We start from the raw sequence: 23,029 nt of genomic DNA, 5'->3' as shown, positions 1-23,029 counted from the left end.
CGTACATGCGGTTCGGGCTGATTTTCATGCCGGGCAGGAACGGGTTGCGCAACCCGTCGTGGGGGCGCTGCTGCCAGTGCAGGGCAATCCATTCGTCTAGGAGGTCTTGCAGCTCGTTGATGCTCCACAGCGGGCCCTCGTGAATGTTCTTGCCCCGCCGGGCGAGGTCAGACCCGGTATAGCCGGCCACATACTGGCAGAACAGCTTCTTGATGGCGCTGAACAGGCTTTCCACGATGGCCTTGTCCGTCGGCGTGCGTTCACGGGCGCTACGCACCCGATGCCCAGCGTGGTGCACACGTCGTTGAAGTGCTCGCTCTTGAAGATCTTCCCGTGGTCAACGACCACCATCCTGGGCCGGATTACGGGCCGGGCGGCTGCGCCCACCATGCGCGGGTCGCAGGCCACCAGGTCGGCATAGGGCATCTCGGAGTTCTCGGCGAGGGCCAGCGGCGACCAGCCGGGCCTGGCCGGCATCGGGGCCAAAGCCTGAGCAAGCATGAGCACCGCGTCGAAGGACTTCGTGGCCCGCCCGCCGAGCCTCCTGCCCCGCGGGCCGCGGCCCGCGCTCTTGGGCACGATCAGCGCACCGATGATCGTGCGGCTGGCGACGTCGATCGCGGCGGTCAACTCGAGCTGCACCGGTCTGCCGTCGTCACCTATGGCGATGATGTCCAGTCCCGTGGAGTCGATCTGCACCTGCTCGCCCAGCATGCCCGCCGCTGTGGGCGTATAGGGCGCTCCTGGCAAGCTCGCCTCGTCGATCCGCTTCTGTGTCGGCCTGCGCAACGAGCGCGTAGAGATCCCTAGCCGTTCCAGAAGCCGGTAGAACGTGGCATCGGATATGTCCAGCCGGTCGTACTCGTCCGGATAGCGCAGCAGGATCGCGGCCCGCAAGCGTTCCAGCAGGCGGCTGCCGTAGCCGTCCGACTCCTCGGTGCTGGCCTGGACTTCGGCTAGGAGCAGCCGCACTACACGCTCGTCGGTGCGCCCCCACGGGGAGCCCGGCAGGACCTCGCGCATCAGCCCGGCGACGCCCTCGGACCTGTAGGCGCTGTAGCGGCGCGCGACGGTCCCGGCCGAGGAGCTCTTCCAACCGAGGACCTTCAGCTCGGCCGACTTGGCCGCGAACCGCTGCTTCAACGTGGACTTGGCGGGGTCGTAGCCCGGCCGCGGCTCTGTACCGGGCGCGGCGTCTGGCGGCACACCGTCGCGGACCTCGACGAGGTGGCGCTCCCAGTCCCGGAGCCGCTGGCGGTCGGCTTCCCCCAGCAGGTCCAGCCCGCTCACATCAGGGACGGCTGGACCTGGCAGCGGTGTGCCGGCCTCGTCGAGCAGGGCAAAGTCATCGGCTTGGACGACGGCGGATACGAGCGCACAGGCATCCTCGCCGTCCTCGCGCTCACAGACCAGGTGTGCGACGGTCCCCTGGACCGCGGCGACGGTGTAGTCGGACCCCTTCCAGCGCAGCCGGCGGCCGGGCCGCAGAGCATGCCCGGTGTGCGGGGAAGGGGAAGCGGCAGTGGCGGTCATGCGAGGTGGTCCTTAGAAGGAGTCCATACGGGCGAGGCAGGGGTCAGAGGCAGACGGTGGTCCCAGGTGAGCTCCCCCGTCCACAGCAGATGCCAGGCACAGGACAGCGCAGCCAGGCCGCCGACGGCTGCCGCACCCGAGGCCAGGGGCCGTGGGCGAGTGAAGGCATCCAGCAGCCGAGGCCGGACGTCGGGATCGGCGAATCCCGGGTTGCGATAGCTCGCCGCCCGCAGCAGGGACGCCTTCAGCACCCCGGTCGTGCTCGGCAGGGGGCGCAGAGTCCAGCCGGCTCCCGAGGCCGCCGCAGCCATGGCTTCCTCCTCATGCCCGCCCCGGGCCCCCGCAGCCCGGGGATGCAGCAGAGCCAGGCGCGCGCCGTGAGCGGTGCGGGCGAGGAATGCCGGGCGTACGGCGCCGCTCTGCGGACCACGCTCCCAGCACACCTCCAGGCAAGGGGCGCCGAAGAACACTACGGAGGGGTCGAAGTCGAGCAGCATGGCGGCGTGCATGTGGGCCTCGGTACTGCACACCACCCTCTGTCCGGTGGTGGCGGACCACCAGTGGGTCAGAATCGAGCGCCGTCCCCGGAAGGCACGCGGCACCGACAGCGCGGGATGTTCCTCGACCGGCACCCCGCGCAGCACGTCGGCGGGCTGCGTCCTCTCGGCACCCCGCGCATCGCGGTAGCGCACCTGTACCTTCATCTACGGCTACCGCCTTCCACCAGAAGCCGCCCGCGCGCTCCCCGAGCAGCGGGCCGACGCGACCACTTCACGGTCATCCATAGGGGCGCTCCACGTCAGCCAGTACGTGCCAGGGCACGCAGGTCAGCTTGTCGACCGACTGCATGGTGCCGACCCACTCGTGCGGGGCGGCCAGAGGAAGGTGGGTGCCGCGCCGAGGCCGGGGGACCGGGGCTCCAAGGAGGGGGTGCCGGGCGCTCCAGGCCGCCAGGCTCCGGCCGACGCGGTACCCGAGTTCGGACGCCGCCTGCCGCAGCCACTGCTCTGACCCCTCGGGCGACAGCCGCCCCGCCAGGCGCTGGCGCTCGGCGATGATCATCACGTCGGCGATCCTCACTACGGACGGCAGCAGTTCCAGCGGTGTCGTGCGGGATGCGCCCAGCCGGGGCGCTCCGACGGTCCTGTGCGCGAGGACGCCGAACGCGTCCGCCACCAGAGCCCGGCCGGCCGGCCCGAGGGACCGGACGATCTCCACGCGCCGGCGCTCCGCCTCCAGCACGTGCGGCCCGCGGGACAGGTCGATGAACGGCTCCCTGTCGTCGCGCGAGCCGTCCATGAAGCGGCCGTGCTGAACGCATATGTGCCACGTGTCCGGACTGATCAGCCACACGGGCCCGCTGGCATCCCGCGCGGCAGCGCACAGCGCGCACCCCCGCACCAGGTACCCGCCGTGTGTCTCCCACCGCCACCTCCACGACGGCTGCCCTGACTTCCCGTCGGGCAGCAGGTGCACTTCACCGAGGCTGGGGAGCGCCCGGACCAGTTCCTCCACGGGGCGGCCGGTCAGCGCCGCCAGACGTGCCCGGGCCCCCCGGCTCACATACAGCTCCGTGAACCGCGGGTCGACCTCTGCAGCCGACCGCCCCTTGCCGACGCTGTCCAGCAGCCGGCCCACTGCCAGCCCGTTGCGCGAGGCGAGCCGCGTCACGTAGGAACCCGTCGACTCCCCGGCCAGGAAGCGCGGCCGCAGAGGCAGAGCCCGTACCTGCTCTCGCACCGAACCCCTCCAAGCCCACGCTTTCGACCCTTCGCACCTGTGCACCCGAATGTGATCTCGGCAACGACGAAGCGCAACAACTTGGAACAGAGTACTTAGCTGACGCAAAGTTGATGGGGGTGGCCCCGGGCACTGCCCTGCACGACAACCCAGTGCCCTGCCTGGCAGACCCGTCCCGACCGAAGGCCCGCAGCTCCATGACACACGCCGCCATCCAACTGCGGGATCATCAGCGTGAGGCGTTCCAGGCTGCCGTCCGCGGGCTCACCCACATGCCGCGCGTCACCATCGTCTCCGCCACCGGCAGCGGCAAGACGCTCACCGCCATGCGCGTGGGCGAGTACTTCACGAACGACGGCAATATTCTCGTCATCGTTCCCTCGCTGAACCTGATCAGCCAGACCGCCGCCCACTGGGCCCGGCACAGCAAGATCGAGAACATGCTCGGCGTGTGCTCCCTCGCCCCCGCGCAGGCCGGACCCGTCCGCCTCCCTCTGACGACTGCTCCCCGCCGCATCGCTGAACTCATCGCCCAATACGGCGGACCTGCCGTCGTCTTCGCTACCTATGCCTTGCTGCCCGCGCTCGCGCTCGCCCACAAGAAGCACCGCCTGCCGCGCTGGTCCATCGTGGTCGCCGACGAGGCCCACCGCAGCAGCGGCAGCGGCGACAAGCGGTGGGCTGCCGTCCACGACGACGCCGCCATTCCCGCCCGGCGCCGCCTCTACATGACCGCCACTCCCCGCACCTGGTCGCTCCCCAACTCCACAAAGGGCCGCAAGGGCAAGACCGGCCTGCGCAAGACGCACCAGACTCTTGTCTCCATGGACGACCCCACCGTCTACGGACCCGTCGTCTACCGTCTGGGGCTGGCCGACGCCATCGACCGCGGCATCCTCGCCGACTACCGCATCGTCGTCCCCGTCATCAACGACGAGGAACTCCGCAAAACACTCCAGAGGCAGGGCCCCACCCAGCACATCGACGGACTGCGCCTGTCCGCCCTCCAGGTCAGCCTCCTGCGCGCCATGGCAACCCACAGAACACGCCGCGTCATCACCTTCCACAGCCGCATCGCCAACGCCCACCAGTTCAGCAAGACCCTTCCCGCCACCGTCGCCTCAACCACCCGCAGCACCGGAATCCGCAAACTGTGGACCTACCCCCTCCACAGCAGCCAGCCCGCAGGCCACCGCGCCCGCCGCCTGGCCGAGTTCGAGAGCATCCCCCTCCTCGCCGACAGCGCCAGGACCCCCGGAGCCGTCGACGGCGCCGTGCTGTCCAACGTCCGCGTCCTCGGAGAGGGCGTCGACGTACCCGACGCCGACGCCGTCCTGTTCGCCGACCCCAAGCGCAGCCCCTCCGACATCATCCAGGCCCTCGGCCGCGCCCTGCGCCAGCCACTGGGCGCCGGCAAGGTAGCCCTCCTGGTCATCCCCATCTACGTCGGGCGCCGACAGACCACCGAGAAAGCCCTCGAATCGTCCGCCTACAGAATCCTCTGGCAGGTCCTCAACGGACTGCGCGAGCACGACTCCAAAGTCTGGCGCCGCTTCGGAGACCCCAACCCCGATGCCGACAAGCCCCCGGGCTCCTTCCCCCCGGCCCCCGAGCGGGCCGCCGAGATTGCGCCGCTCACCGGCCTGCGCGCCCATGAGGTCGACACCCGCGTATGGGCGACCGGCTGGAATGCGGCAGTCGGCTACTACGAGCACCACCACCACCTCGACGTCCCCAGCGAATACACAGACCCCTTCGGCTACCCCCTCGGCCTGTGGATCGGACAACAGCGCTCCCTCTACGCCCGAGGCGACCTCGCCCCCGACCGGGCTCTCGCCCTGGAAACCCTGAACATCTCCTGGCCCCACCCGCCACGCAGCTTCGAAAGCCGCCTCGCACGGGCCGTAGCCTTCGCCGACACCCACGGCACCCTCACCGTCACCAGCGCACCCAGCACCAGCGACGGCCCCATGTTCCGCTGGCTCCACCGCCAGCGAGCCCTTGCCGACAGCGGCCGCATGCACTCCGTGCGCAGCGAAGCCCTCAAAGCCGTCGACCCCTGGTGGAACCCGCCCTGGGGCGTCGAATGGCAGCACGAATACACCCACATCCGCCTCCAGGCCGCAACCCGCACCAACACGCCGACGCCCGTGTCCGGCGAGACCACGGCCGCCTGGCTGGACCGCCAGATCGACCGCCAGCACAGCCTGCACCCCCAGCAGCTCCGGCTCCTGGGCGACCTCGCAGCCCAGCACCCCGACGCTCACCCCCACAGCATGCTGCTCCTGCCGGCCTCACACCCCAGGACGCGGGCCTTCCACCGCGGGCTGAGGGCCGCCCGCCAGTTCCACCGGCGCGTAGGCCACCTCCAGGTCCCCGCCGGGCACCGGGAGAACCTCCACGGCGATGAGGTCCTCCTCGGGCGCTGGATCGCCAAACATTGCAGCGGAACCGCGCAACTGACGGCACAGCAGGCCACCGCGCTGGCAGCCCTGGGCATCGGACCGGAGCAAACCCTCCAAGAACCGGTGCCCCCGGCCGCAGCCCCCGCGAAAGCAGACGCGTGGTGGGCCGAGCCAGCCCCCTCCTGGGCCTCGCCCGATCTGCACCCCGCAGACTGACGACGGCCGCCGCCTCGAAGGGCAGGGCGCACAGAGGGGACGCGTATCGTATATAGATCAACATCCGGGCAGCCTGGGGAGGAGCGCCGCATGGCCTACGACGACGGTGAACAGGCCGAGGAATCCGGCAGTAGCGCCACGACCCCAGACGCGGGGGCCGAGGGCCAGAGCACCGCCGCGGGGGCCCTCGGAAAGAGCATCGACACCACTCGTGTCTACGAGAGCATCCTCGGCGACCTGCAGAGGCAGCCGGCTCTCCAGATCGTGAAGGCCCTGAAGGACCAGGACGTACTTGGTACCGACAACCTCATCGCCGACGCCTTGAAGACCAGGTTCAGCGCCGGGACAGGGGCCTACGTGGCCGGTCTGCGGTCAATAGACCAGCTGGTTGGACGGGAACGCCTGCAGTACCTGGGGGCAACCGCCAGACTCAGCGAGTCGCTCATAGGGACCGGGACGACATCCGCATGGCGGACCTCTCTCCAGGTCGAGGGGATCATGAGTCAGATCCTCAAGACTTCTCCCCTCGGGTCGACGACGCTCTCGTCGGTGGCGGCGGACCACATCCGCAGGAGCCTGGGAGCCACCGTCCGCCGCCAGGTCTACATGACGGACTGGCTGGCCCAGGTCGACGCCGGGCGCGACCTGTTGTCAGGGATCAGTAATCGCCCGCTGTCGCTGTACCGCGACTACATGGTCAGTCTCGGAAACCCTCCCACCCTCCCAGAACTCGACACCACGTTGCACAGCGGCCGAGGCGTGAACGGACTGCTCGGAGTCGACGCGCTGAGCTCTCCCGCCGTCCACGCCGACGCAGACCTCGAGCTGGAGGTCACTGACCGTATCGAGACGGACCTGCTCATACCGCAGCAGGCAGGGCGGCTTGATGCACTGGAGGACCTGCGCCAGGCACTGCACAGCGTGGACGTCAAAGTCGTAGAGCTGCTCGAAGGCGGATGGCATGTAGTGGAACAAGCGCCGCCTGCCGCCGCTGAAATGGTCGCCACCTGCGCAGTAGAGGCCCTCGACCGGGCCATCCGGGCAGCTGCTCCTGACACGGAGGTTGAACAGTGGCTTCCCGGGTCCGGACGACCCGAGAAGGAATGGCGCTCCGTCAACGGCAGGCTCACGCGAGCCGCCCGCATTCGCTTCATCATGCGGTCCCGCAAGAAGGAAGCAAGGCTGACCCTCTCCCTGGCGGACAGCCTCATCGCAACGCAAGAGGAGGTGACATCCCGCGCACAGGCGATCAAGCACGCTTCCGCGGGCGATCTGGGACGGGCGCGGTGTCTCCTCATGACCGCCGAGAGCGTCCTTTCCGTGATGTTCCTGTGTCAGGAGGACTGACGGACAGGTAGGCGGCTAGCTGTATTGATCACGAGCGTTGTTGACACACGCCGGGCTTGATCATGGCGAAGACCTCCGGTGTGGTGGAGCTGTCTAGGACTGCACCGCACGGAGGTCTTCGTGTCCCACCGTAATGCCCGGCTGACCGTTCACGGCAGGCGGCTCCTGGTCGAGCGTGTCCGAGCTGGCCGTCCCGTCGCCCATGTCGCCGCGGAGATGGGCATATCCCGGACCACGGCACACAAGTGGGTGCGCCGCTGGAGGGACGAGGGAGAGACGGGACTGCTCGACGGGTCCAGCCGCCCGCGCAGAATGCCGCACCGGACCGCGGGCCGACACCGAGGCCCCCGTGTGTGCCGGCTGCGTCGGGAGCGCAAGCTGGGCCCGGCCCGCATCGGCCCGATCCTGGGCCTCGCACCGTCGACCGTGCACCGGATCCTTGCCCGTCACGGACTGAACCGTCTTGCGTTCATGGACCGGTCCACGGGAGAAGTGATCCGACGCTACGAACGAGCCCGGCCCGGCGAACTGGTCCACGTGGACGTGAAGAAGCTCGGCCGTATCCCCGACGGCGGCGGGCACAAGGTCCTGGGCCGCCAGGCAGGCAGGGCCACCCGCAGCGGGACAGGTTTCGACTACGTCCATTCCGCGGTCGATGACCACACCCGCCTCGCCTACAGCGAGGTCCACGGCGATGAGAAGGCCGTCACCTGCGCCGCCTTCTTCGCCACCTGCGGCATCGACCGCATCGAGCGGGTCCTGACCGACAACGCCTGGCCCTACCGCAAGAGCTTCGCCTGGCGGCAGGCGCTTGCCGACCTCGGCGCGACCGGCAAGCTCACCCGCATCTACCGGCCGCAGACCAACGGCAAGGTCGAACGCTTCAACCGCACCCTGCTCGACGAATGGGCCCTGCGGCCCTACACCAGCAACGCCGAACGCACCGCGGCCCTGGCAGACTTCCTGCACACCTACAACCACCACCGCTGCCACACCGCGCTCGGCGGCCACCCACCGATCAGCCGCGTGAACAACGCTGCGGGTCAATACAGTTGTCGTAGTCGAGCCGCCGGTACCCGGCCAGCTGGTGGATCTCGGCCGCGTAGATCTCCGGCCTTGTTGAGCACGAGGTCTGCGTCGGCCCGTACCCCGCCGCCCTCCAGCCGAGCGGGGGAGTTGCGGAGCGTCCAGCACCGCGGCAAACGGCGCACGGCAAGCTGTAGCGGTCCGCGGCCCGGTAGATCAGCGACGCGGTCAGCTCCCGGCCAGCGGCACGGTCCGTAACGCCCCTGCTGCCACAGCCCCCTCCAATGCCCTTCCCTGCTTCCTGTCTGTAGTGGGCCCGGTTCGGCCTACAGCTCGAATTCCAGGTCGATCAGGTCGGTGAGTTCGACTTCGAGGCCGTGGGCGCGGTGGCCGTTGTCGCGGAAGTAGACCTCGCCCAGGGCCTCGGCGGCGATCTGGCGAAGCTGTTCCTCGGTGGCGCCTTCCTCCTGGGCTGTGAAGAGGTGGGCGGCGTGCTGCGGGGGCAGGGCGACGGTGAGGTGGCGGATGCGGGCGTCGTCGGTGCTGCCGGGTGCGGCGGTGTAGCCGAAGCGGCCCTGGACATCGATCATGATGCCGCCGGTGGTGGCCGCGGTCTGCTTGGCCTTGGCCTTGATCTGCGGCTGCCAGCGGGCGCGGACCTCGCGTTCGAGGCGGTCGGCGAGCTCCGGGCGGGGGTTTTTGATCTGGTTGTTCACGTACCGCTCGACGGTGCGCTGGCTGACGCCGAGCAGCTCGGCCACCCGCCGCGTGCTCCGCTGGTGTCGGCGGACCAGGTAGCGCATCTGTGCTCCGGCGGACTTGGGCAGGGGACGGGTGAACGCGCCCTGCACCGCTTTGTCGAGTCCTTCCCCGACCGTGACCATGCCGCGATTCCCCTTATTCTCCGGTGTCCTTGGCGGTGACCTCGCCGGTCTTGATGTAGCGGGCGAGGTTGGCGACGTGGCCGTCACCGGCGAGCTGCTCAAGGACGTCGGCGCCCCACAGCACGCTCTGGGTGCCCTCGTGCTTGACCATGCCCGGGGAGACGCCGAGCCGGAAGCTACCGGGCACGGTCTTGCCGCCTGAGTCGTAGGGCAGGACGTCGAGCGGGCTGGGCCCGTCGGCGGCGTACACGGCGCAGTCGGAGAGGACCGCGACCGGATACTGGCCGGTGGCCGCGGCCAAGTGCAGCATCTTGCGGTGCATGTTGATCCGGGCCCGGGAGATGACCGCGGCGCGGATGTCGGGCCGCCACGTCGGCCGGGCGAGAGCGGGCCAGGGCTGTCCCGGCTTCCAGCCGCCGCCACGTGCCTTCTCCTGCAGCTTGCCGATGCCGCCCTTGACGGTCATCTTGACCGCGTCCACGACGATGCCCAGCTCCGGATCACGGCTCTTGTAGCCGTCCATCGCCTCCAGGAACTGGTGCGGGGACAGCTTCTCCGCCACACCCAGATCCTTCATGGTGGTGACGTAGGCGTCGCGCAGCCGCTTGTACCAGCCGTCCAGGAACCGGCCGCTCTCACGGCGCACCCACGCCTCCAACGGGACGACGTCGTAACCGAGCTCCACGGCATAGGCCACGGTGGGCGTGGCATACCAGGCCGGACCCGTCGGGCGCCGACCGCTCGGCGTGAATGGACTCGGCAGCAGATTCCCGTCGAGGTCGCGCCACTGCTTGCCAACCTTCACCCGCTTCAGGTCGACGTGGGAGAGATCGACCAGCCACGAGCCGGGCAGCGCGGCATCGAAGGCCGGGCGGGTGACGTGGACCGGCGGCGACGCCAGACCGACGACGGCGCCGTTGGCGGCCGCGCCGAAGGCGAGGTTGACGTCGATGCCGACCAGGTAGCGCTTCATGCACTCGGCGTCGGTAAGATCCCGCGCCCAGTCGTAGGCCTCCTCGAACAGCCGCTCCCCGGGGCCGCGCACGTGGAAGCGGGGCAGGTCGGCCAGGACGGGGTGCCCGTCGGTCGCCTCGCACGGCGCCGGGTCGACCGGCTCGGTGCCCAGCGAGCCGGGCCGGTGTTCGGAGTGGCGGCGGCCGTCGGCGTCCGGCTCGCTCGCACGGGTCGGCGGGTTGAGCGCGGTCATCAGCTGCAGCCCCGTCACAGCGGTGGAGCCGACCGGGGTCATCACCCGCTGCGCGTACGCGCCCAGCAGCCGGGTGAGCTCCGCGGGCTCCAATTGCGCGGCATGGCCCCACGCGCGGGCGTCGAGGGCACGCCACGAAGGGATGCACAGCTGTACGCACCGTCGGCGGCCCCCCTGTGCGGGGCGGTAGATCCGCGCCCAGGGTCCCAGCCCCCGCTTGGTCAGCTTCCACTCGGCGCGCTGAAGCTGCTTGATGGCCTTGTGCCCCTCCGGGAGCCGTCCGGCAAGCCGCTCCTCGTGCGACAGCGCGGCGGGCAGGCCGTAGCGCTCGCACGCCGCCTCGGTGAGCACCAGCAGCGGGTCGGCGTCCTTCCCCGAACCATGCAGCCTCTCCGCCCCGAGCTGCGCCTCGGTGAGCGTCCACTCCACCAGCGCGGGCAGGGACTTCGCGGGCACGTCCAGGATCAGACCGCCGACGCCGTAGCCGGTCACCTTCCGGTCGGCGTCCGCGTCGAGGACGAGCAGCGGCCCGTGGGCGTACACGCCGCTCGGCGCGGGCGCGTTTGCCGGGGCGGTCTTCGCCGCCCCCGGACGGCGCGAGGTCTGCGATTCCCGCTCGGCCTCGGCGCGCGGGCGCGGCGCGGTCGCCGGTGCCCGGACCGCAGCCGGGGGAGCGGAGGCAGACTCCCCGCCGGTCTCGGCCCCGGCCGTGGCGTCCGGAGCGCCGCCCGCCGACGCCGCCGGCGGGTCCATCAGGGGCGTCGGCGGCGTCGGCGCCGTGGCGGGGGCTGCGGGCGCCCGGGCGGTGAACGGCCGCAGCACCGCGGTGTCTTCCTGCTCGGCACCGGCGTTCTCAGAGGCGGGGTAGAGCGTTGCGAGCTGCTCCAGCAGGCGGGCGTACGCCTCCCGCTCCGGCGGCCTGGGCTCGGTCCGGCCCGACTCCCACGCGCCGACGGTCGCCCGCCGCACCTTCAGCGCGGCGGCCACCTCGTCCAGGGTGAGCGCGTGAGCCTGGCGCAGCCGCCTGCGCTCCGTTGGCGGCGGCAGGGGGGAGCGGGACGCGACCAGCGCGTCCACGGCGTCGAACAACTCGGACATGGGACACCTCCGTTGCTCATCCTATCCATGAAACGCATCTATCGCGTACTGACAACGTACTTTTCACGTACGGCGTGCGTACGGGTGGTAAGGTCCGGGAAAGCCCTCGTCCATGGGCGCGCCGCCCTTCCCGGGCCCGGCCCCGCCCAAGGTCCCGTCCGCTTCAGGATCAGGAAGAGCTGTCATGACTGTGGTGGAACTGCCGCGCCCCGGCCGCCCCGAGCGGTCCCGGCTCTTTACCGACCAGGCGGACGCGGTGAACCGGCTCGTACGGCACCTGCGCCGCCCCGGGACGCGGGGCCTGTTCGTGTCCGCGACGGGGACCGGGAAGACGCTGGTGTCCATCCGCGTTGCGAACCAACTTGGCGCGCGGCTGGTGCTGTTCGTCGTGCCCACCCTTGACCTGGCGGCGCAGACCGCCCTGGCCTGGCGCGGTGACGGCCACGGCGAGCACATGGTGATCGTGTCATCGATGGATGTGGCCGGCCGTGAGGATCTGGTGGCCGCCCGCGTCATGTCCACCACCGACCCGCTCGCGCTGGGCGGGCTGATGTCGGTGGTGGGGCAGGCAGAGGATCAGATCCCGGCTCTGACGCTGATCTGCACCTACGACTCCCTGAACAAGATTGAGGAAACCCAGAAGACGGGGTACGCAGTTCCGCCGTTCGAGTTGGCGATCATGGACGAGGCGCACCGGATCGCGGGCCGGGCCGACAAGAAGTGGGCGATCGTCAACGACGCCCAGCGCATCCACGCCGACCGCCGCCTCTACATGACCGCCACGCCCCGCATCTTCGCCGCGCCCGAGCTGGCGGAGTCCGCCGACCTCACCCGCCCACGCCGAAGGCGCCCGCAGGGCGAGGAGGCGGACGCGTTCGCCAACTCCATGGACAACGAGCAGGTGTACGGCAAGAAGGTCGTCGAATACCCCCTCGCGACCGCGGTCGCCGACGGGCGGGCTGCCGACTACCGCATCGTGGTGCCCACCCTCACCGACACCGACCTGCGCCGCCGCCTGAACCTGCCCGCCCCCGGCACCACCGCCCCCGGCGGCACCACCGGCCAGGACGGAAAGGACGACGGTGCGCTGCGCACCACCGCCCTGCACCTGTCCGTGCTGCGCGCCATGACCGAGCACGGCCTGAAGAAGGTGCTGGTCTACTTCAACCTGGTCTCCGACGCCCGCCGCTTTGCCCGCGAGCTGCCCCACACCTTGCGCCTGCTGGCCAAGACCGCCCCCGACCTGGTGCCCGGCGTCGACCCGCAGCTGTTCTTCGCCCACGGTGAGCACACCCCCGCCCAACGCGCCGACATCTTCGCCGCCTTCGCCGCCGCCGACGTCGCGATCCTCGCCAACTCGCGTCTGATCGCTGAAGGCGTCGACATCCCCAGCGTCGACGCGATCGTCTTCGCCGACCCCACCCGCAGCGTCATCCGCTGCGTCCAGGCCCTCGGCCGCGCCCTGCGCCTGGACGTCTCCGGCAAGACCGCCAGCCTCATCGTCCCCGTCTACATCCCGCCCGGCGCCGATGCCGAGAACATCCTCGGCACCGCGTACGAGCCGGTGTGGGCCATCGCCTGCGCGCTGGCCAGCCACGACCACCGCATCCTCGAACGCCTCCCCGACAAGGCCAACCGCCTGCCCAAGGAGACCAGCGACGTCATCGCCCGCCGTTGGCACTTCGACTTCACCGTCCACCCCGAACGCATCGCCCAGGCGATGGACCTGGTCTCCTTCGACCCCCGCGACCCGGCCGTCTCCCGCTCCCGCCGCCTCGGGCTCGCGGCCGCCCGCTCCTACCGCGACCAGTACGGCCACCTCGACGTCCCTGCCGACCACGTGGACCCCACCGGCTACAAGCTCGGCACCTTCATCACCACCATGCGCGACGCCGCAAAAGCCGGCCGCCTCGAAGCCGACTGGATCGCCGAACTCGACGCGCTGGGCATGATCTGGGACAAGCACGAAGCCGCCTGGCGCTCCCGCCTCACCGCAGCCGCCGACTACCTGCACACCCACGGCCACCTCGCCGCCCCCGCCACCACCCCCGTCGGCGCCTGGCTCGCCGAACAACGCCACCACGCCACCAAGAACACCCTCGCCCCCGCCCGCGCCGACGCCCTCACCGCCCTCGCCTGCGACTGGCGCCTTCCTCACGGCCCGGACTGGCACCGCAAATACCACCTGCTCCGCGCCCATCTCGCCTCCGGCGCCGACCCGGCCGCCCTCACCCGCGACACCCTCCTGGCCGGCGTGAAGATCGGATCCTGGCTGCACCGCCAGCTGTCCTCCTGGCCGTCCCTGGCCCCGGACCAGCAGCAGTTGATGACCGCCGTCGGCCTTACCCCCAAAACCAGCCCTCTCAGCCCGGCCCGCCGTACGCGCCGCACCTTTGAAGAGACCGTCCAGCTCCTGGAACTCTTCCTCCACCGCGAAGGCCGCGCCCCCACCTCCCGCGAACCCATCCGCGTCGACGGCGAAACCGTCAACCTCGGCTCCTGGCTCGCCAAAGCCCGCACCAAGCACCGCTCCGGCCAGCTCCCCGGCGACCACGCCCGCCTGATCGCCGCACTCTTCGACGGCGACTGGAGCACCGAGGACGCCGTCCCTGCCGTCCTGGCCTGAACGCCCAGCTCAGGGTATGGGGGAGTGCCCCCCCGGGCCGCGTATGCGCGCCGGTCCAACACCCGCACGCTGAGGGGCCCTGGAACCGACTGTGTGCTTTGTTGCCCGGTCCCCCGTGGGCGGCTTGGCCGAGTTTGCCGAGCGCGAGGAGATCGCGGAGCCGGCCCTCCCTGCGTCCTGCGCACCGGGACCGGGGCGGAAGGCCAGGCTCTCGGCGAAGGTCCTGGGGGAGGGACTCAGAGAGATGACGTGCTCCAGGACCGGGAACATGCCCCACTGGTCCATCTGCAGTTCAGGGCGGTGTGTCAGCGGCGCGTGCTATCTGCTGTTGCGTCAGTTTCACCGCGCTGAGTGCCAGATTCCTGGGGGTCACGAGCCGTGCCGTTCACCGCGCTGCACCCTGATGCCGGCCGACTGGATGCCACCCAGCCTGATCTCGGGTGCGCGATGGGCTGGGCCCAGGTTTACAAAGTGCGGCCCCGCGTTCCCCTGGCCTGCCCCGGGTGCGGGTGGGCCGTGCATGCCAAGCACTCCCCGCAAGGGGTGCGGTTCTTCTGCCACGACCCCGGCCGCGACGGCACCTGCGAACTGGGCGGCGAATCGTGGGGACACCACATGCTCAAGCTCGAGCTGGCCTCGGCGGTCCGCAGCGCCGGATGGCACGCCGCCCTTGAGGTGGCTGGAGGTGACGGTGCATGGCGCGCGGACGTGATGGCGTCCTCCCCCGACGGCAGCAGGCGCATCGCCTGGGAAGCGCAGCTCTCACCGATCACCGACCGGGACATCCTGGCCCGCACCGCCCGCTACACAGCCGAGGACATCGGCGTGTGCTGGGTGTCCCCGGGCCCCCAGGCACCCCCGTGGATCGACGTGGTCCCGGCCGTACAGGTCAGCGCCCCCGACCAGCACGGGCAGCGTTGGAGAGTGGTCGACGGGCTGGGAGGATTCGACGCCGCCGCCGGGATGTGGGAGTTCAAGCCGCAGGAGCTGGGGCGGTTCGTGAGATGGGTGCTGTCCGGCAGCGTCACCCCCGTCGCTAGCCTGCCGCACTACACGTCCGTACCACGCGGCTGCGGCCTCGGCCACTACGTGCAGCGCCGCCTGTGGTGGACCTCCGCCCAGTCCGAGCGCGCGCAGCACGGGCACGACCGCAGACGCCAGGTGCAGGCCGAACGGGCCGGCAGAGCCCGCCAGGAGGCCGCGGACCGCCGCGCCGCACGCCAGCAGCAAGAGCACCAGCGCAGGCAGCAACTCCAGCGGCGCCGCCAGAGTCAGCTCATGCCGGCTCCCGAAGACGAAGAGACCCGCCGCGCCCAGGCACAGGAGCAGCGGCGCGTGGAGCAGGCATGGCGCCGGCAGCGCGAGCAGGAGGCCGCGAAGCTACAGGAACTGGCCGGTCGGGCGGTGGAGGTGGCGCGGGCGTGGTGGCAGGACGTGCAACCACGGCAGCTTGCCGAGCTGTTCGCTGCGGTCGCCGAACGGGCCTGGCACGACGAAGAGGTACGGGTGGAGATCCCCGAGAGGCCGCAGGTGTCCGAGAGCTTCGCATACGGCATCCCCCTCTTCACGACGGGGCGGCTGCGCGCCCTGTACGGGATCGTGCGTCCCTGCCCCGAACTCGTCTGCCTCTCCCCGCAGCTGGAGTTCCAGCACATGGTGGTGCGTGATGAGCAGGAAGCCCGTCAGCTGGCCGGAGTGATGTCGCCACGAGCCCGGATCACGAACCTCTGCCTCTCCAGGGACGCGTAGACAGGTGCGATGCCCGGTCCGGCGCAGCCGGACGGCCGGGACGGGTGCGGCCGTCATGCGCGCGGCCGGCGCAAGTTCTCCTGCGACGACAGCAGGCCGAGCACGGCGTGTTCAGCGTGGTGGCTGCGCCACCGCTCGGCGAGGGCGCGGTCGGTGAACGTGCCGATGCCCTGGTCTGCGGAGGAGTTCAGCTCGATCGCGCCCCAGCCGCCGACCGTCGCGGCGAAGGTGGCGGCGATCTCGGCGAAGGTCGGTCCGCGGAAGTAGCTGACGTGGGTGTCGCCGTAGTCGAGCGGTGCGCCGGACTGGTCCGACACGAGAGAGCCCGCCACCACTCGGGAGGTGAAGTAGGCGTTCACCTGGTCCTCGACCTCGGCACGCATCGCGCTGGAGACCTGTTGGCGGTAGGTGGGCGGCTTCAGGCACGCCAGGTAGGAGAAGTCGATGCGGGTGCCGTCCGTGCGGACGACCGCGAAGCCGGGATGGGGGCCACGCAAGGGCGGGGCGATGACGAAGGAGTCCACACCCGAACCGATCTTGTCCGGGGCTTCTTCGTGCAGGTCGAGAAGGTCCAGCAGGAGCAGGTGATCTGCCGGCCGGTCCACCGTGCTTCCCACGTCGTACCCGTAGAGCACCGAACGGACGGCGTCCCCGGCCGCCTGCTTCGTGGGGTACCGGCGATGACCGATCCGGAATTCCGGCATGTCTCAACTCCTGTGCCACCGATAGCCGTTGCGAGGCGCCCGCTGAGAGCGGGGGCTCGTGCACGAGTATCCCTAAGATAATCCAGCGTTTCTGCCGAGTTGCCGGATACATCCCTGGAAGTCGGGCTGCGGCGCCGCTACCCCCGTGTACCGGCCTGCAGATCTGCCCTCCGCCGGGGACAGGTGCGGACACCTCGCAAACGGTCCCCACGGGATGTGCGCGGCGCGCCGCTGAGCAGCGCCGCGCGCCTCCCGCCTGTGCCAGTGCGCGGCAGGTGTCGTCCGTCGGTTGTACCGGGCGCGCACACTCGCTTCCCACCGCCGCCGCCCGCACCGCAGTCCGCCACGCCCTCGATTGTCTGCCGCGCCTGGTGCCCTGACACCCACAGCGAGACGACACCGATCTACAGGGCCGGTTTCTGGTGCCGGGCGAGGAGTTCGGAGAAGAAGTCCTGCACCAGCTGTTCGGCGTGGGGCTGGGTGAGTTCCCAGCCGCCGAAGCGGTAGATCTCGTATCCGGCCAGCCGCAGTCGGCGGTCATCGGCGACCATCTCCGCGTACAGTCGCGGCACGGCGGTGTGCGTGATCCGCCCCTTGTCGTCGGGCGGGTTGGGGCGGCCGTAGTGCTGGACGCCGTCGACCTCGATGACGATGCGGGCGCGGTCCGGGGCCAGGAGCAGGAAGTCCATGCGCTGGCGGGGCAGCGCGCCGGACTGCTTGCCGCTGCGGCGGGTGTAGGGGTCGTAGTGGAGGTAGACCTGCGGGATCAGCGCGGGCAGGTCGAAGCCGCCGTCCTCGGCGTAGCGGGCGCAGTACGTGCGCATCACCAGCTGCTCGGGCACGGAGTCCAGCGACCGGTACAGACGCCGATACAGACCGCTCGCGGCGGTCTTCTCATCGGTGTCCGGCTGGTGGTTCTTCTTCCACCAGGCGACCATCTGCCGCCAGGTAAGGCCCTGCGGCGGCAGCGGATCGGTGAACACCAGGCACGTGTGCGCGTTGCGGACGATCTCCACGTCGTTGTTCACCGCGTCCCGCAGCACCATCTCGGGCTTCTCACCGTCGGCGGCGAAGATCAGGTTCTTGAAGCTGCCCGCCGGACCGTTACGGAACCGGCTCTCGTACTCCAGCTCCTGCAGTTCCTCCAGCGCGTCCCTGGTTGGGCCGAGGATCTCCTCCACGCAGTCCCGGCGGGCTTTCCAGCTGCCGCTCATATCGTGGTCGCGCCAGTACGAACCGAAACCGCGCGGGCCGTCGAACGCCCGGAACGGCCACACCGGCGGCTTGAGAGCGAGACGCTCGATCACGGCGCGGTGGGCCTTGATGACGACAGGCACGGTGTCGTTGTTCAGGCGCCTGTCCCGGCCGTCGGTCCCGTAGGAGACGAAGTCGTTGTACAGCAGCCGGGTCAGCGCGATCGCCACGTCGAGGTCGGTGTGACCGTCCGGAGGCCCGAACCGCAGCGACTCCATCAGCCCGACGTCGAGCACCCACGACTCGGCCCAACCGTCACCGCTGCTGAAGAACGCCCCGAGCTCCACGCTCCACCCCCGTCTGTGATTCCTTCCAGACATCGTCGACCGCAGCCCGCACGGCCACCAGAGGGCGTACGTGCCGTCCCTCCAGGCGTAGCGCGGATACAGGCTCAGCGCTGCGCCGTGCTCAACCCGGCTACGCCGGGCGTCGGGAGAAAACATCTGGCACGTGGCGGGTGTCTCGTCGCGCCCCTCGACGGGCATCTCAGCCACGGCCGGCAGAGTCAGCCGCGGACCGCTCCTCCTACGCCCAACTCGGGCCGCAGCTCACCGGCGCGCAGGCCGAGGCCTGGCGGATCCCCTGTCCACGCGGCCACCTTGCCCGGCTACCTCCACCTGCGCCCCGGACGGCCCACAACGGTGTCAGGCTGGGCGGTCAGGTTGTTGTGGTGCAGAACTGCTGGGCGCCGCGCAGTGTGGTGCGGAGTTTCCGCTGAGTGGCGCGGCTGTCGAGGCGTACGTCGAGGGCGCCGGGGAGTGTGCTGTGGGCCCGCAAGCCCGCGGGCAGCCGGGAGGCGTCCAGGCCGTCACGCCCGGCGATGAGGACGCCGAGTTCATGACGGCTCACGGGGTCGGGCCCAGCGAGATGGTGGACGCCAGCCGCGTCGCCGTACGCCAGTTCCAGAAGGGTGGCGGCCAGGTCGGCGACGTGGACGGGGCAGCGGATGTCGTCGGTGAACAGGACGCCGTCGCGGGTGCCGGCGGCCAGTTCGTGCACGAGGCGCTCATGGACGGAACCGCCGTCGCCGATGATCAGCGACGTGCGGGCGACGACGGCCTGCGGATGCACGAGGAGGACCCCAGTCTCCGCTGCCGCCTTCGCCGCCCCGTACGGAGTGACGGGGTCAGGCAGGCACGACTCGTCGTAGTGGACTCGGGCGCCGGAGAACACCGCGTCGCTGGACACGTGGACCAGGCGGCTTCCGTACTTCGCCGCCGCCATCGCCAGCCGGACGGGCCCCTGCGCGGTCACCGCCCAGTCGGCGTTGCCGCTCGATGCGTTGATGACGAGACCCGCGCCGACTTCGGCCATGACGGCGTCCACGCGTCCGGGATCCCGCAGGTCGAGTGGGTACCAGGCGGCGTGGGGAGCGGTGCCGGGCCTGGTCGCGTAGGTCGCGGCCGTTGCGTGCCCGGCCATGACGGCCTGCCGGATCAACTCGGCGCCCAGGAAGCCGCTTCCGCCGATGACCAAGACCGTCATGGCACGACACGGTAGACCGCCCCGGCCGGTGTCGGACACGGCACCACACAGGGGCGAGCGGGAGACGAGACGCGAGAATGCCGACTGTGGACCTGCGATCAGGAGCAACCCGCGTCGGAGCGCTGGCGCCCTTCGGAGCACCGCGTCCGCGCGGACCGGACCGCTCCGCAGCAGCACCGGAAAGACTGTGACCCACGTCACCCGCCATCGCGGACGGCTCCCGGGTCACCCCGGGACCGTCGATTGCCCCGACCCGCTGACCAGCAACTCTATAGATAACTCTCTAGAAAATGAGGACCTCTAATAGGCGCCCCACGGCCCGGGGTCCCTGGAAAATTACCAAGGATTGTTGGAGCGAGACCGCCCGCGAGGTCGCCGAGTGAACAACTCGACTGCGGGACTGCGGTAATGTGATCCTTCCCTGACGGATCACCGCCGATTGGCGGTCCGGATACCAGAAGGGAGGTATGACGCATGTCCGAGCCTGCTCCCCAGGGCAGGCCGGCGAGGACCAAGCTGCTTCGCCGCATCCGGCGGGCCATCGCCCGCATGCGGCCCGTGGCCACTGTCCTGCGGGTCGTCTACTACGCGCTGCGCGTGGTGGACGAACTGACGGACTGAGCTGCGGAGAAGTGGGGAGGGCCCATCCCGCGGCAACGGGAGGGGCCCTCAGTCCACGTCGTGCCATCGTGGGCCTCGACGGATTCCAGGGTGCGAGGCCCACACCCATGTGTGGACTGCTAACCGATACGTTAGCACGTCTCCAAAACGAATTGGCGACCAAAGCTGACTCTTTGACTTTGCGGCCCGCAGTCATTGATTTACCCGATGATGCAAAACCGATCCGGCTGCATGTTGACTCGGCAATCCAAATCAGCATGAGTCGGCGATTTGCCGCGCGCCTGCCGCCGCGAAATCATTGCCGGGCAATCATCATTAGGCAGACAGCTTTACGACAGCCGTCGTCCCGCAACCATTGCGCGCGCTGCCGGCCACTTCGCTGCAGCCGGTGGTGTTCGACGTATCGCCTGCTCAGACGCAGGCGGGTCGCGGGACGGGTACCGCAAGCCATGGGGACACCCGCCTCGACGGGATGCCTGTCGCAGGCGCGCTAAGCACCTCCATGAGATGACCGTCAACTGCCCTTGTCTGACTGGTGGGGAAGCGCCCCCCGTCGTACGAACCACGCTCCTGAGCGCCCATCGGTACCATGTGTCGGCGGACCCGAAAACGCCTCCCGAGTCGTTTTCCGCGGCAGCAACGGCCACTGGTTCCCACAATCTCGTGCTGCCCGAAAATGTGTCACACCCCCTCTGACCTGCACAGACGCGCAACACCTGTTGCCCTAGAGTGGAGCGGCGGTACACAAGTCGCAGCGCGTCACCGGCACGGTGACAGACGGAGGACGAACGCACCGGCAGGGATGGGGGAGGCAGCCCGCCCGGGCAACGCCCAGCGCTCGAACGGCCGTCCAGTCGCCGGTACCCGAGCACAGCGCCACCACTCTGAAGCCGACGCCAGCTGACTTCACGTACAAGCGGCGGTGGCCACGCAGGTGATCACGGCAGCACCTCGTGGTCTCCTCCCCGGCGCCCGGCGCGGCGCCCTGCACCCGAAGCTGGCCGCCGCGCTGCGGACCCTCCCCAGCGGGAGGAACCACCCGCCCGCATCACCAGTCTTGCTGCACCCATCCACGAGAAGGCACGCAGCCGCCATCACCGAGGCTGCGGCAAGGTCAGGTCATCCAGCCTGCACCCACGCCCCTTCACCAGGGTCGTGGTCTGCGCCGCCGTTCGCCGCCTGCCGGCGACCGTTGGGCAGCTCCTCCATGGAGCGCATCCACCTCTCCCCGAAGCCGACGGCTCCCCTCTCGTCGCCGGGGATGCTGAAGATGTCCGGGTTCTCGGCGAACTGGTCCATGAGGATCTGGTACAGCCCGTCGAAGAGCCGCTCAAGGAAGACCGCCAGGGACTCGGCGAACCGCATGGGGGAGGGGTCGATGGCAATGACGTGGTCCAGGAACGGGAACATGCCCCACTCGTCGATCCGCTCCCGCAGCGCGGCCTGCGCGGGGGTATCCGGCAGGAGCAGCCCGTGCAGCACGTACAGCGCGTAGAACATACGCATCCCGACCAGCATCTCTCGTGCGCGCAGCAGCTCCTCGTCACTCGCCCGCTGCACCTGGGCCACGATGTCCGCGTTCTGCTGGAGCAGTCCCCAGTCCACCTCGGGCCCCTCGCCGCGCTCTGCGGCACCCAGCATCTGCGCCCAGTCCTCGGCCGTCAGCCCGAACATGCCGAAGGCGGCGAACGCCTCGGCCAGCGCGTCCGCCCCGACCTCCTGCGCGCCCAGGCCGATCGCGGCGGCCACGTGCACCATGCTCCTGCCATCCGGCCCCCCGGCCTCGACCGGCACGTCTCCGCCGGCTTCGAGCGCCGCACGCACCAGCGCGGGGTTTGCCCGCCCGCGGTACGGCCCCATGAGCCGGCCGGCGGCCTCGTACAGCGCGTCCTGTCCTTCCTCGCCGGCCCCGGCCGCGCTGCGCGCGAACTCCACCAGCCGCTGCGACGCCGAGCGTTGCAGCGCCCACACCAGGGCCTCGCGTACGGCGGCCACCGGCGGCTCCGGCACCCGGCACGCCCCCGGCGTCGCCGGCGGCGTGCCGGCCTCGGCGAACCACTCCAGCACGGCCAGCCGCCGGTCACGCCCCTGCCGAAGATGCCGGGCCAGCGCCGCCGCGCTCTCCACCACCAGCGGATCGACCGCGTCCACCACCGACCCCCGGCCGCGCCCCAGCCCCCGCCGCCGATGACGCGGCAACAAGCCCACCCGCCGCCAGCTCTCCAGCTGGCTCGGCGTCACCACCACCTCCCGCGCGGCAAGTTCACGCACCACCTGCAGATCAGCCGGACTCGGCGCCCCTCGTGCCATGCCCACCATTACAACCCCGAGAAGCGTAATTTTCTGCCCTCTCGCGACTCTGGCTCACTGGTCCCAGCACCACAGCCGACGCCGCTGAAGCCGGCCCGAACGAAGGACACCCCGCGATGCCGAAGAAGAACCGCAGGCCCTCCACCACCCCGCCCCACGACCACGGTGCGCCCGCCCCCGCCTCGTGGCGGCGCCTCGTCTCCGCAGCGCTCCTCGCCGGAGCCGTCCGTCACCTCGGGGCCCTTCTGGTCGGCCACGCAGTGACCTGGTGGCAGCACGATTGACACCCCCCAACCCGCCTGGCACCCCCCTGAGGTGATGTCAGGCGGGTGCGGCCGCACAGAGGTTGAGTTACTCACCGTGCTCACACTCCGACACACCACAGACTCGGCCGCCCCAATCGCCCCCTCAAGGGGGCACACACCCAAACCACGGATTCACCCAAAGTTCCGAGGCGAAGGCAACAAGCAGTCGACCGCCCCAGGCACACCCTTGTAGCCAGCCGCCCGCGCATGCGGGCCAGGTCCGGGAGCGCAGCGGACGGACCCTCAAGGCTCCTTCCAGGAGCGCAGCGACGAAGGAGCCGCCGGCTCAAAGCGTAAGCGGAGAGCCGGGAGACCATCACCCCAACCTGCGGATCCAACAAAAATCCGCGGGGAAGGAAACATGGCTCGGAGCGCAGCACAGAGCCAACTCCGCGCAACGCGCGGAGTCCCACTCCATTCCATCACCCGCGCGCAGCGCGGGGCACCACTCCGAACTCCCAAGCGCAGCGCGGGAGTTCCCTTGGAGCCTGCGCAGCAGGCTCTTACCCGCTTCGCGGG

At 70.2% G+C, this 23,029-nt stretch carries 15 protein-coding genes and 1 pseudogene; 7 read left to right on the top strand and 9 right to left on the bottom strand.

Going from position 1 to position 23,029, the window contains the following annotated elements; translation table 11 throughout:
* Positions 1–96: 96 nt before the first annotated feature.
* The 3 genes from ACI2LY_RS00080 to ACI2LY_RS00070 all read right to left on the bottom strand — a co-directional run bounded on the left by ACI2LY_RS00080 (position 97) and on the right by ACI2LY_RS00070 (position 3,273).
* Complete coding sequence (locus tag ACI2LY_RS00080; protein ID WP_404705076.1) at positions 97–1,533, bottom strand: hypothetical protein; 1,437 nt, start codon at positions 1,531–1,533, stop codon at positions 97–99.
* Entirely contained in the window at positions 1,530–2,237 is a 708-nt protein-coding gene (locus tag ACI2LY_RS00075; RefSeq protein WP_404705075.1) for a hypothetical protein, read from the bottom strand. Before ACI2LY_RS00075 ends, ACI2LY_RS00080 begins: the two co-directional genes overlap by 4 nt.
* Positions 2,238–2,310: 73 nt before the next feature.
* Positions 2,311–3,273, bottom strand: coding sequence for a TniQ family protein (locus tag ACI2LY_RS00070; protein ID WP_404705074.1), 963 nt, complete (start codon positions 3,271–3,273; stop codon positions 2,311–2,313).
* Positions 3,274–3,470: 197 nt separating this feature from the next.
* Between ACI2LY_RS00070 and ACI2LY_RS00065 the strand changes: the two genes are divergently transcribed.
* The 3 genes and pseudogenes from ACI2LY_RS00065 to ACI2LY_RS00055 form a co-directional block, all read left to right on the top strand.
* Entirely contained in the window at positions 3,471–5,894 is a 2,424-nt protein-coding gene (locus ACI2LY_RS00065) for a Helicase associated domain protein (protein WP_404705073.1), read from the top strand.
* Between the two features lie 90 nt (positions 5,895–5,984).
* Complete coding sequence (locus ACI2LY_RS00060; protein WP_404705072.1) at positions 5,985–7,241, top strand: hypothetical protein; 1,257 nt, start codon at positions 5,985–5,987, stop codon at positions 7,239–7,241.
* A 120-nt stretch (positions 7,242–7,361) separates the two neighbouring features.
* Positions 7,362–8,294: pseudogene (locus ACI2LY_RS00055) on the top strand (IS481 family transposase); the annotation flags it as partial.
* Positions 8,295–8,593: 299 nt separating this feature from the next.
* On the opposite strand, the gene tpg reads toward ACI2LY_RS00055, so the two are convergent.
* Together tpg and tap are read right to left on the bottom strand one after the other, a co-directional pair.
* A complete protein-coding gene (gene tpg, locus ACI2LY_RS00050; RefSeq protein WP_404705071.1) occupies positions 8,594–9,151 on the bottom strand; it encodes a telomere-protecting terminal protein Tpg in 558 nt (185 codons plus the stop codon).
* A 13-nt stretch (positions 9,152–9,164) separates the two neighbouring features.
* A complete protein-coding gene (gene tap, locus ACI2LY_RS00045; RefSeq protein ID WP_404705070.1) occupies positions 9,165–11,456 on the bottom strand; it encodes a telomere-associated protein Tap in 2,292 nt (763 codons plus the stop codon).
* A 184-nt stretch (positions 11,457–11,640) separates the two neighbouring features.
* On the opposite strand from tap, the gene ACI2LY_RS00040 reads away from it, so the two are divergent.
* Positions 11,641–14,082 carry a Helicase associated domain protein gene (locus tag ACI2LY_RS00040; protein ID WP_404705069.1) on the top strand — a complete coding sequence of 814 codons (2,442 nt, stop codon included), beginning with the start codon at positions 11,641–11,643 and terminating at the stop codon, positions 14,080–14,082.
* 516 nt (positions 14,083–14,598) lie between these two features.
* A complete protein-coding gene (locus tag ACI2LY_RS00035; protein WP_404705068.1) occupies positions 14,599–15,831 on the top strand; it encodes a competence CoiA family protein in 1,233 nt (410 codons plus the stop codon).
* 53 nt (positions 15,832–15,884) lie between these two features.
* Here ACI2LY_RS00035 and ACI2LY_RS00030 read toward each other — a convergent pair whose 3' ends face one another.
* From ACI2LY_RS00030 to ACI2LY_RS00020, 3 genes are all read right to left on the bottom strand, one after another.
* Positions 15,885–16,535 carry a DUF3223 domain-containing protein gene (locus tag ACI2LY_RS00030; protein WP_404705067.1) on the bottom strand — a complete coding sequence of 217 codons (651 nt, stop codon included), beginning with the start codon at positions 16,533–16,535 and terminating at the stop codon, positions 15,885–15,887.
* A 404-nt stretch (positions 16,536–16,939) separates the two neighbouring features.
* Positions 16,940–18,076, bottom strand: coding sequence for a hypothetical protein (locus ACI2LY_RS00025; RefSeq protein ID WP_404705066.1), 1,137 nt, complete (start codon positions 18,074–18,076; stop codon positions 16,940–16,942).
* A 370-nt stretch (positions 18,077–18,446) separates the two neighbouring features.
* On the bottom strand, positions 18,447–19,274 hold the full coding sequence (locus tag ACI2LY_RS00020) for an SDR family oxidoreductase (protein ID WP_404705065.1): 828 nt from the start codon (positions 19,272–19,274) through the stop codon (positions 18,447–18,449).
* Between the two features lie 474 nt (positions 19,275–19,748).
* On the opposite strand from ACI2LY_RS00020, the gene ACI2LY_RS00015 reads away from it, so the two are divergent.
* Positions 19,749–19,895: a hypothetical protein gene (locus ACI2LY_RS00015; RefSeq protein WP_182560441.1), complete on the top strand. Its 147-nt coding sequence runs from the start codon at positions 19,749–19,751 to the stop codon at positions 19,893–19,895.
* Between the two features lie 1,119 nt (positions 19,896–21,014).
* On the opposite strand, the gene ACI2LY_RS00010 is transcribed toward ACI2LY_RS00015, so the two are convergent.
* Complete coding sequence (locus ACI2LY_RS00010; protein ID WP_404705064.1) at positions 21,015–22,205, bottom strand: hypothetical protein; 1,191 nt, start codon at positions 22,203–22,205, stop codon at positions 21,015–21,017.
* A gap of 116 nt (positions 22,206–22,321) precedes the next feature.
* Between ACI2LY_RS00010 and ACI2LY_RS00005 the strand changes: the two genes are divergently transcribed.
* Entirely contained in the window at positions 22,322–22,489 is a 168-nt protein-coding gene (locus ACI2LY_RS00005) for a hypothetical protein (protein ID WP_404705063.1), read from the top strand.
* Positions 22,490–23,029: the final 540 nt, after the last annotated feature.

It is taken from the genome of Streptomyces sp. NPDC002176, assembly GCF_044903645.1.
Lineage (GTDB): Bacteria > Actinomycetota > Actinomycetes > Streptomycetales > Streptomycetaceae > Streptomyces.
Note: the sequence above shows the minus strand (reverse complement) of the source record. Positions and strands in the feature narration are given on the sequence as shown.

Coding starts and splice junctions, on each gene's coding strand:
- ACI2LY_RS00080 (WP_404705076.1), bottom strand. CDS start 1,533: ATGACCGCCACTGCCGCTTCCCCTTCCCCGCACACCGGGCATGCTCTG.
- ACI2LY_RS00075 (WP_404705075.1), bottom strand. CDS start 2,237: ATGAAGGTACAGGTGCGCTACCGCGATGCGCGGGGTGCCGAGAGGACG.
- ACI2LY_RS00065 (WP_404705073.1), top strand. CDS start 3,471: ATGACACACGCCGCCATCCAACTGCGGGATCATCAGCGTGAGGCGTTC.
- ACI2LY_RS00060 (WP_404705072.1), top strand. CDS start 5,985: ATGGCCTACGACGACGGTGAACAGGCCGAGGAATCCGGCAGTAGCGCC.
- tpg (WP_404705071.1), bottom strand. CDS start 9,151: ATGGTCACGGTCGGGGAAGGACTCGACAAAGCGGTGCAGGGCGCGTTC.
- tap (WP_404705070.1), bottom strand. CDS start 11,456: ATGTCCGAGTTGTTCGACGCCGTGGACGCGCTGGTCGCGTCCCGCTCC.
- ACI2LY_RS00040 (WP_404705069.1), top strand. CDS start 11,641: ATGACTGTGGTGGAACTGCCGCGCCCCGGCCGCCCCGAGCGGTCCCGG.
- ACI2LY_RS00030 (WP_404705067.1), bottom strand. CDS start 16,535: ATGCCGGAATTCCGGATCGGTCATCGCCGGTACCCCACGAAGCAGGCG.
- ACI2LY_RS00020 (WP_404705065.1), bottom strand. CDS start 19,274: ATGACGGTCTTGGTCATCGGCGGAAGCGGCTTCCTGGGCGCCGAGTTG.
- ACI2LY_RS00015 (WP_182560441.1), top strand. CDS start 19,749: ATGTCCGAGCCTGCTCCCCAGGGCAGGCCGGCGAGGACCAAGCTGCTT.
- ACI2LY_RS00010 (WP_404705064.1), bottom strand. CDS start 22,205: ATGGCACGAGGGGCGCCGAGTCCGGCTGATCTGCAGGTGGTGCGTGAA.
- ACI2LY_RS00005 (WP_404705063.1), top strand. CDS start 22,322: ATGCCGAAGAAGAACCGCAGGCCCTCCACCACCCCGCCCCACGACCAC.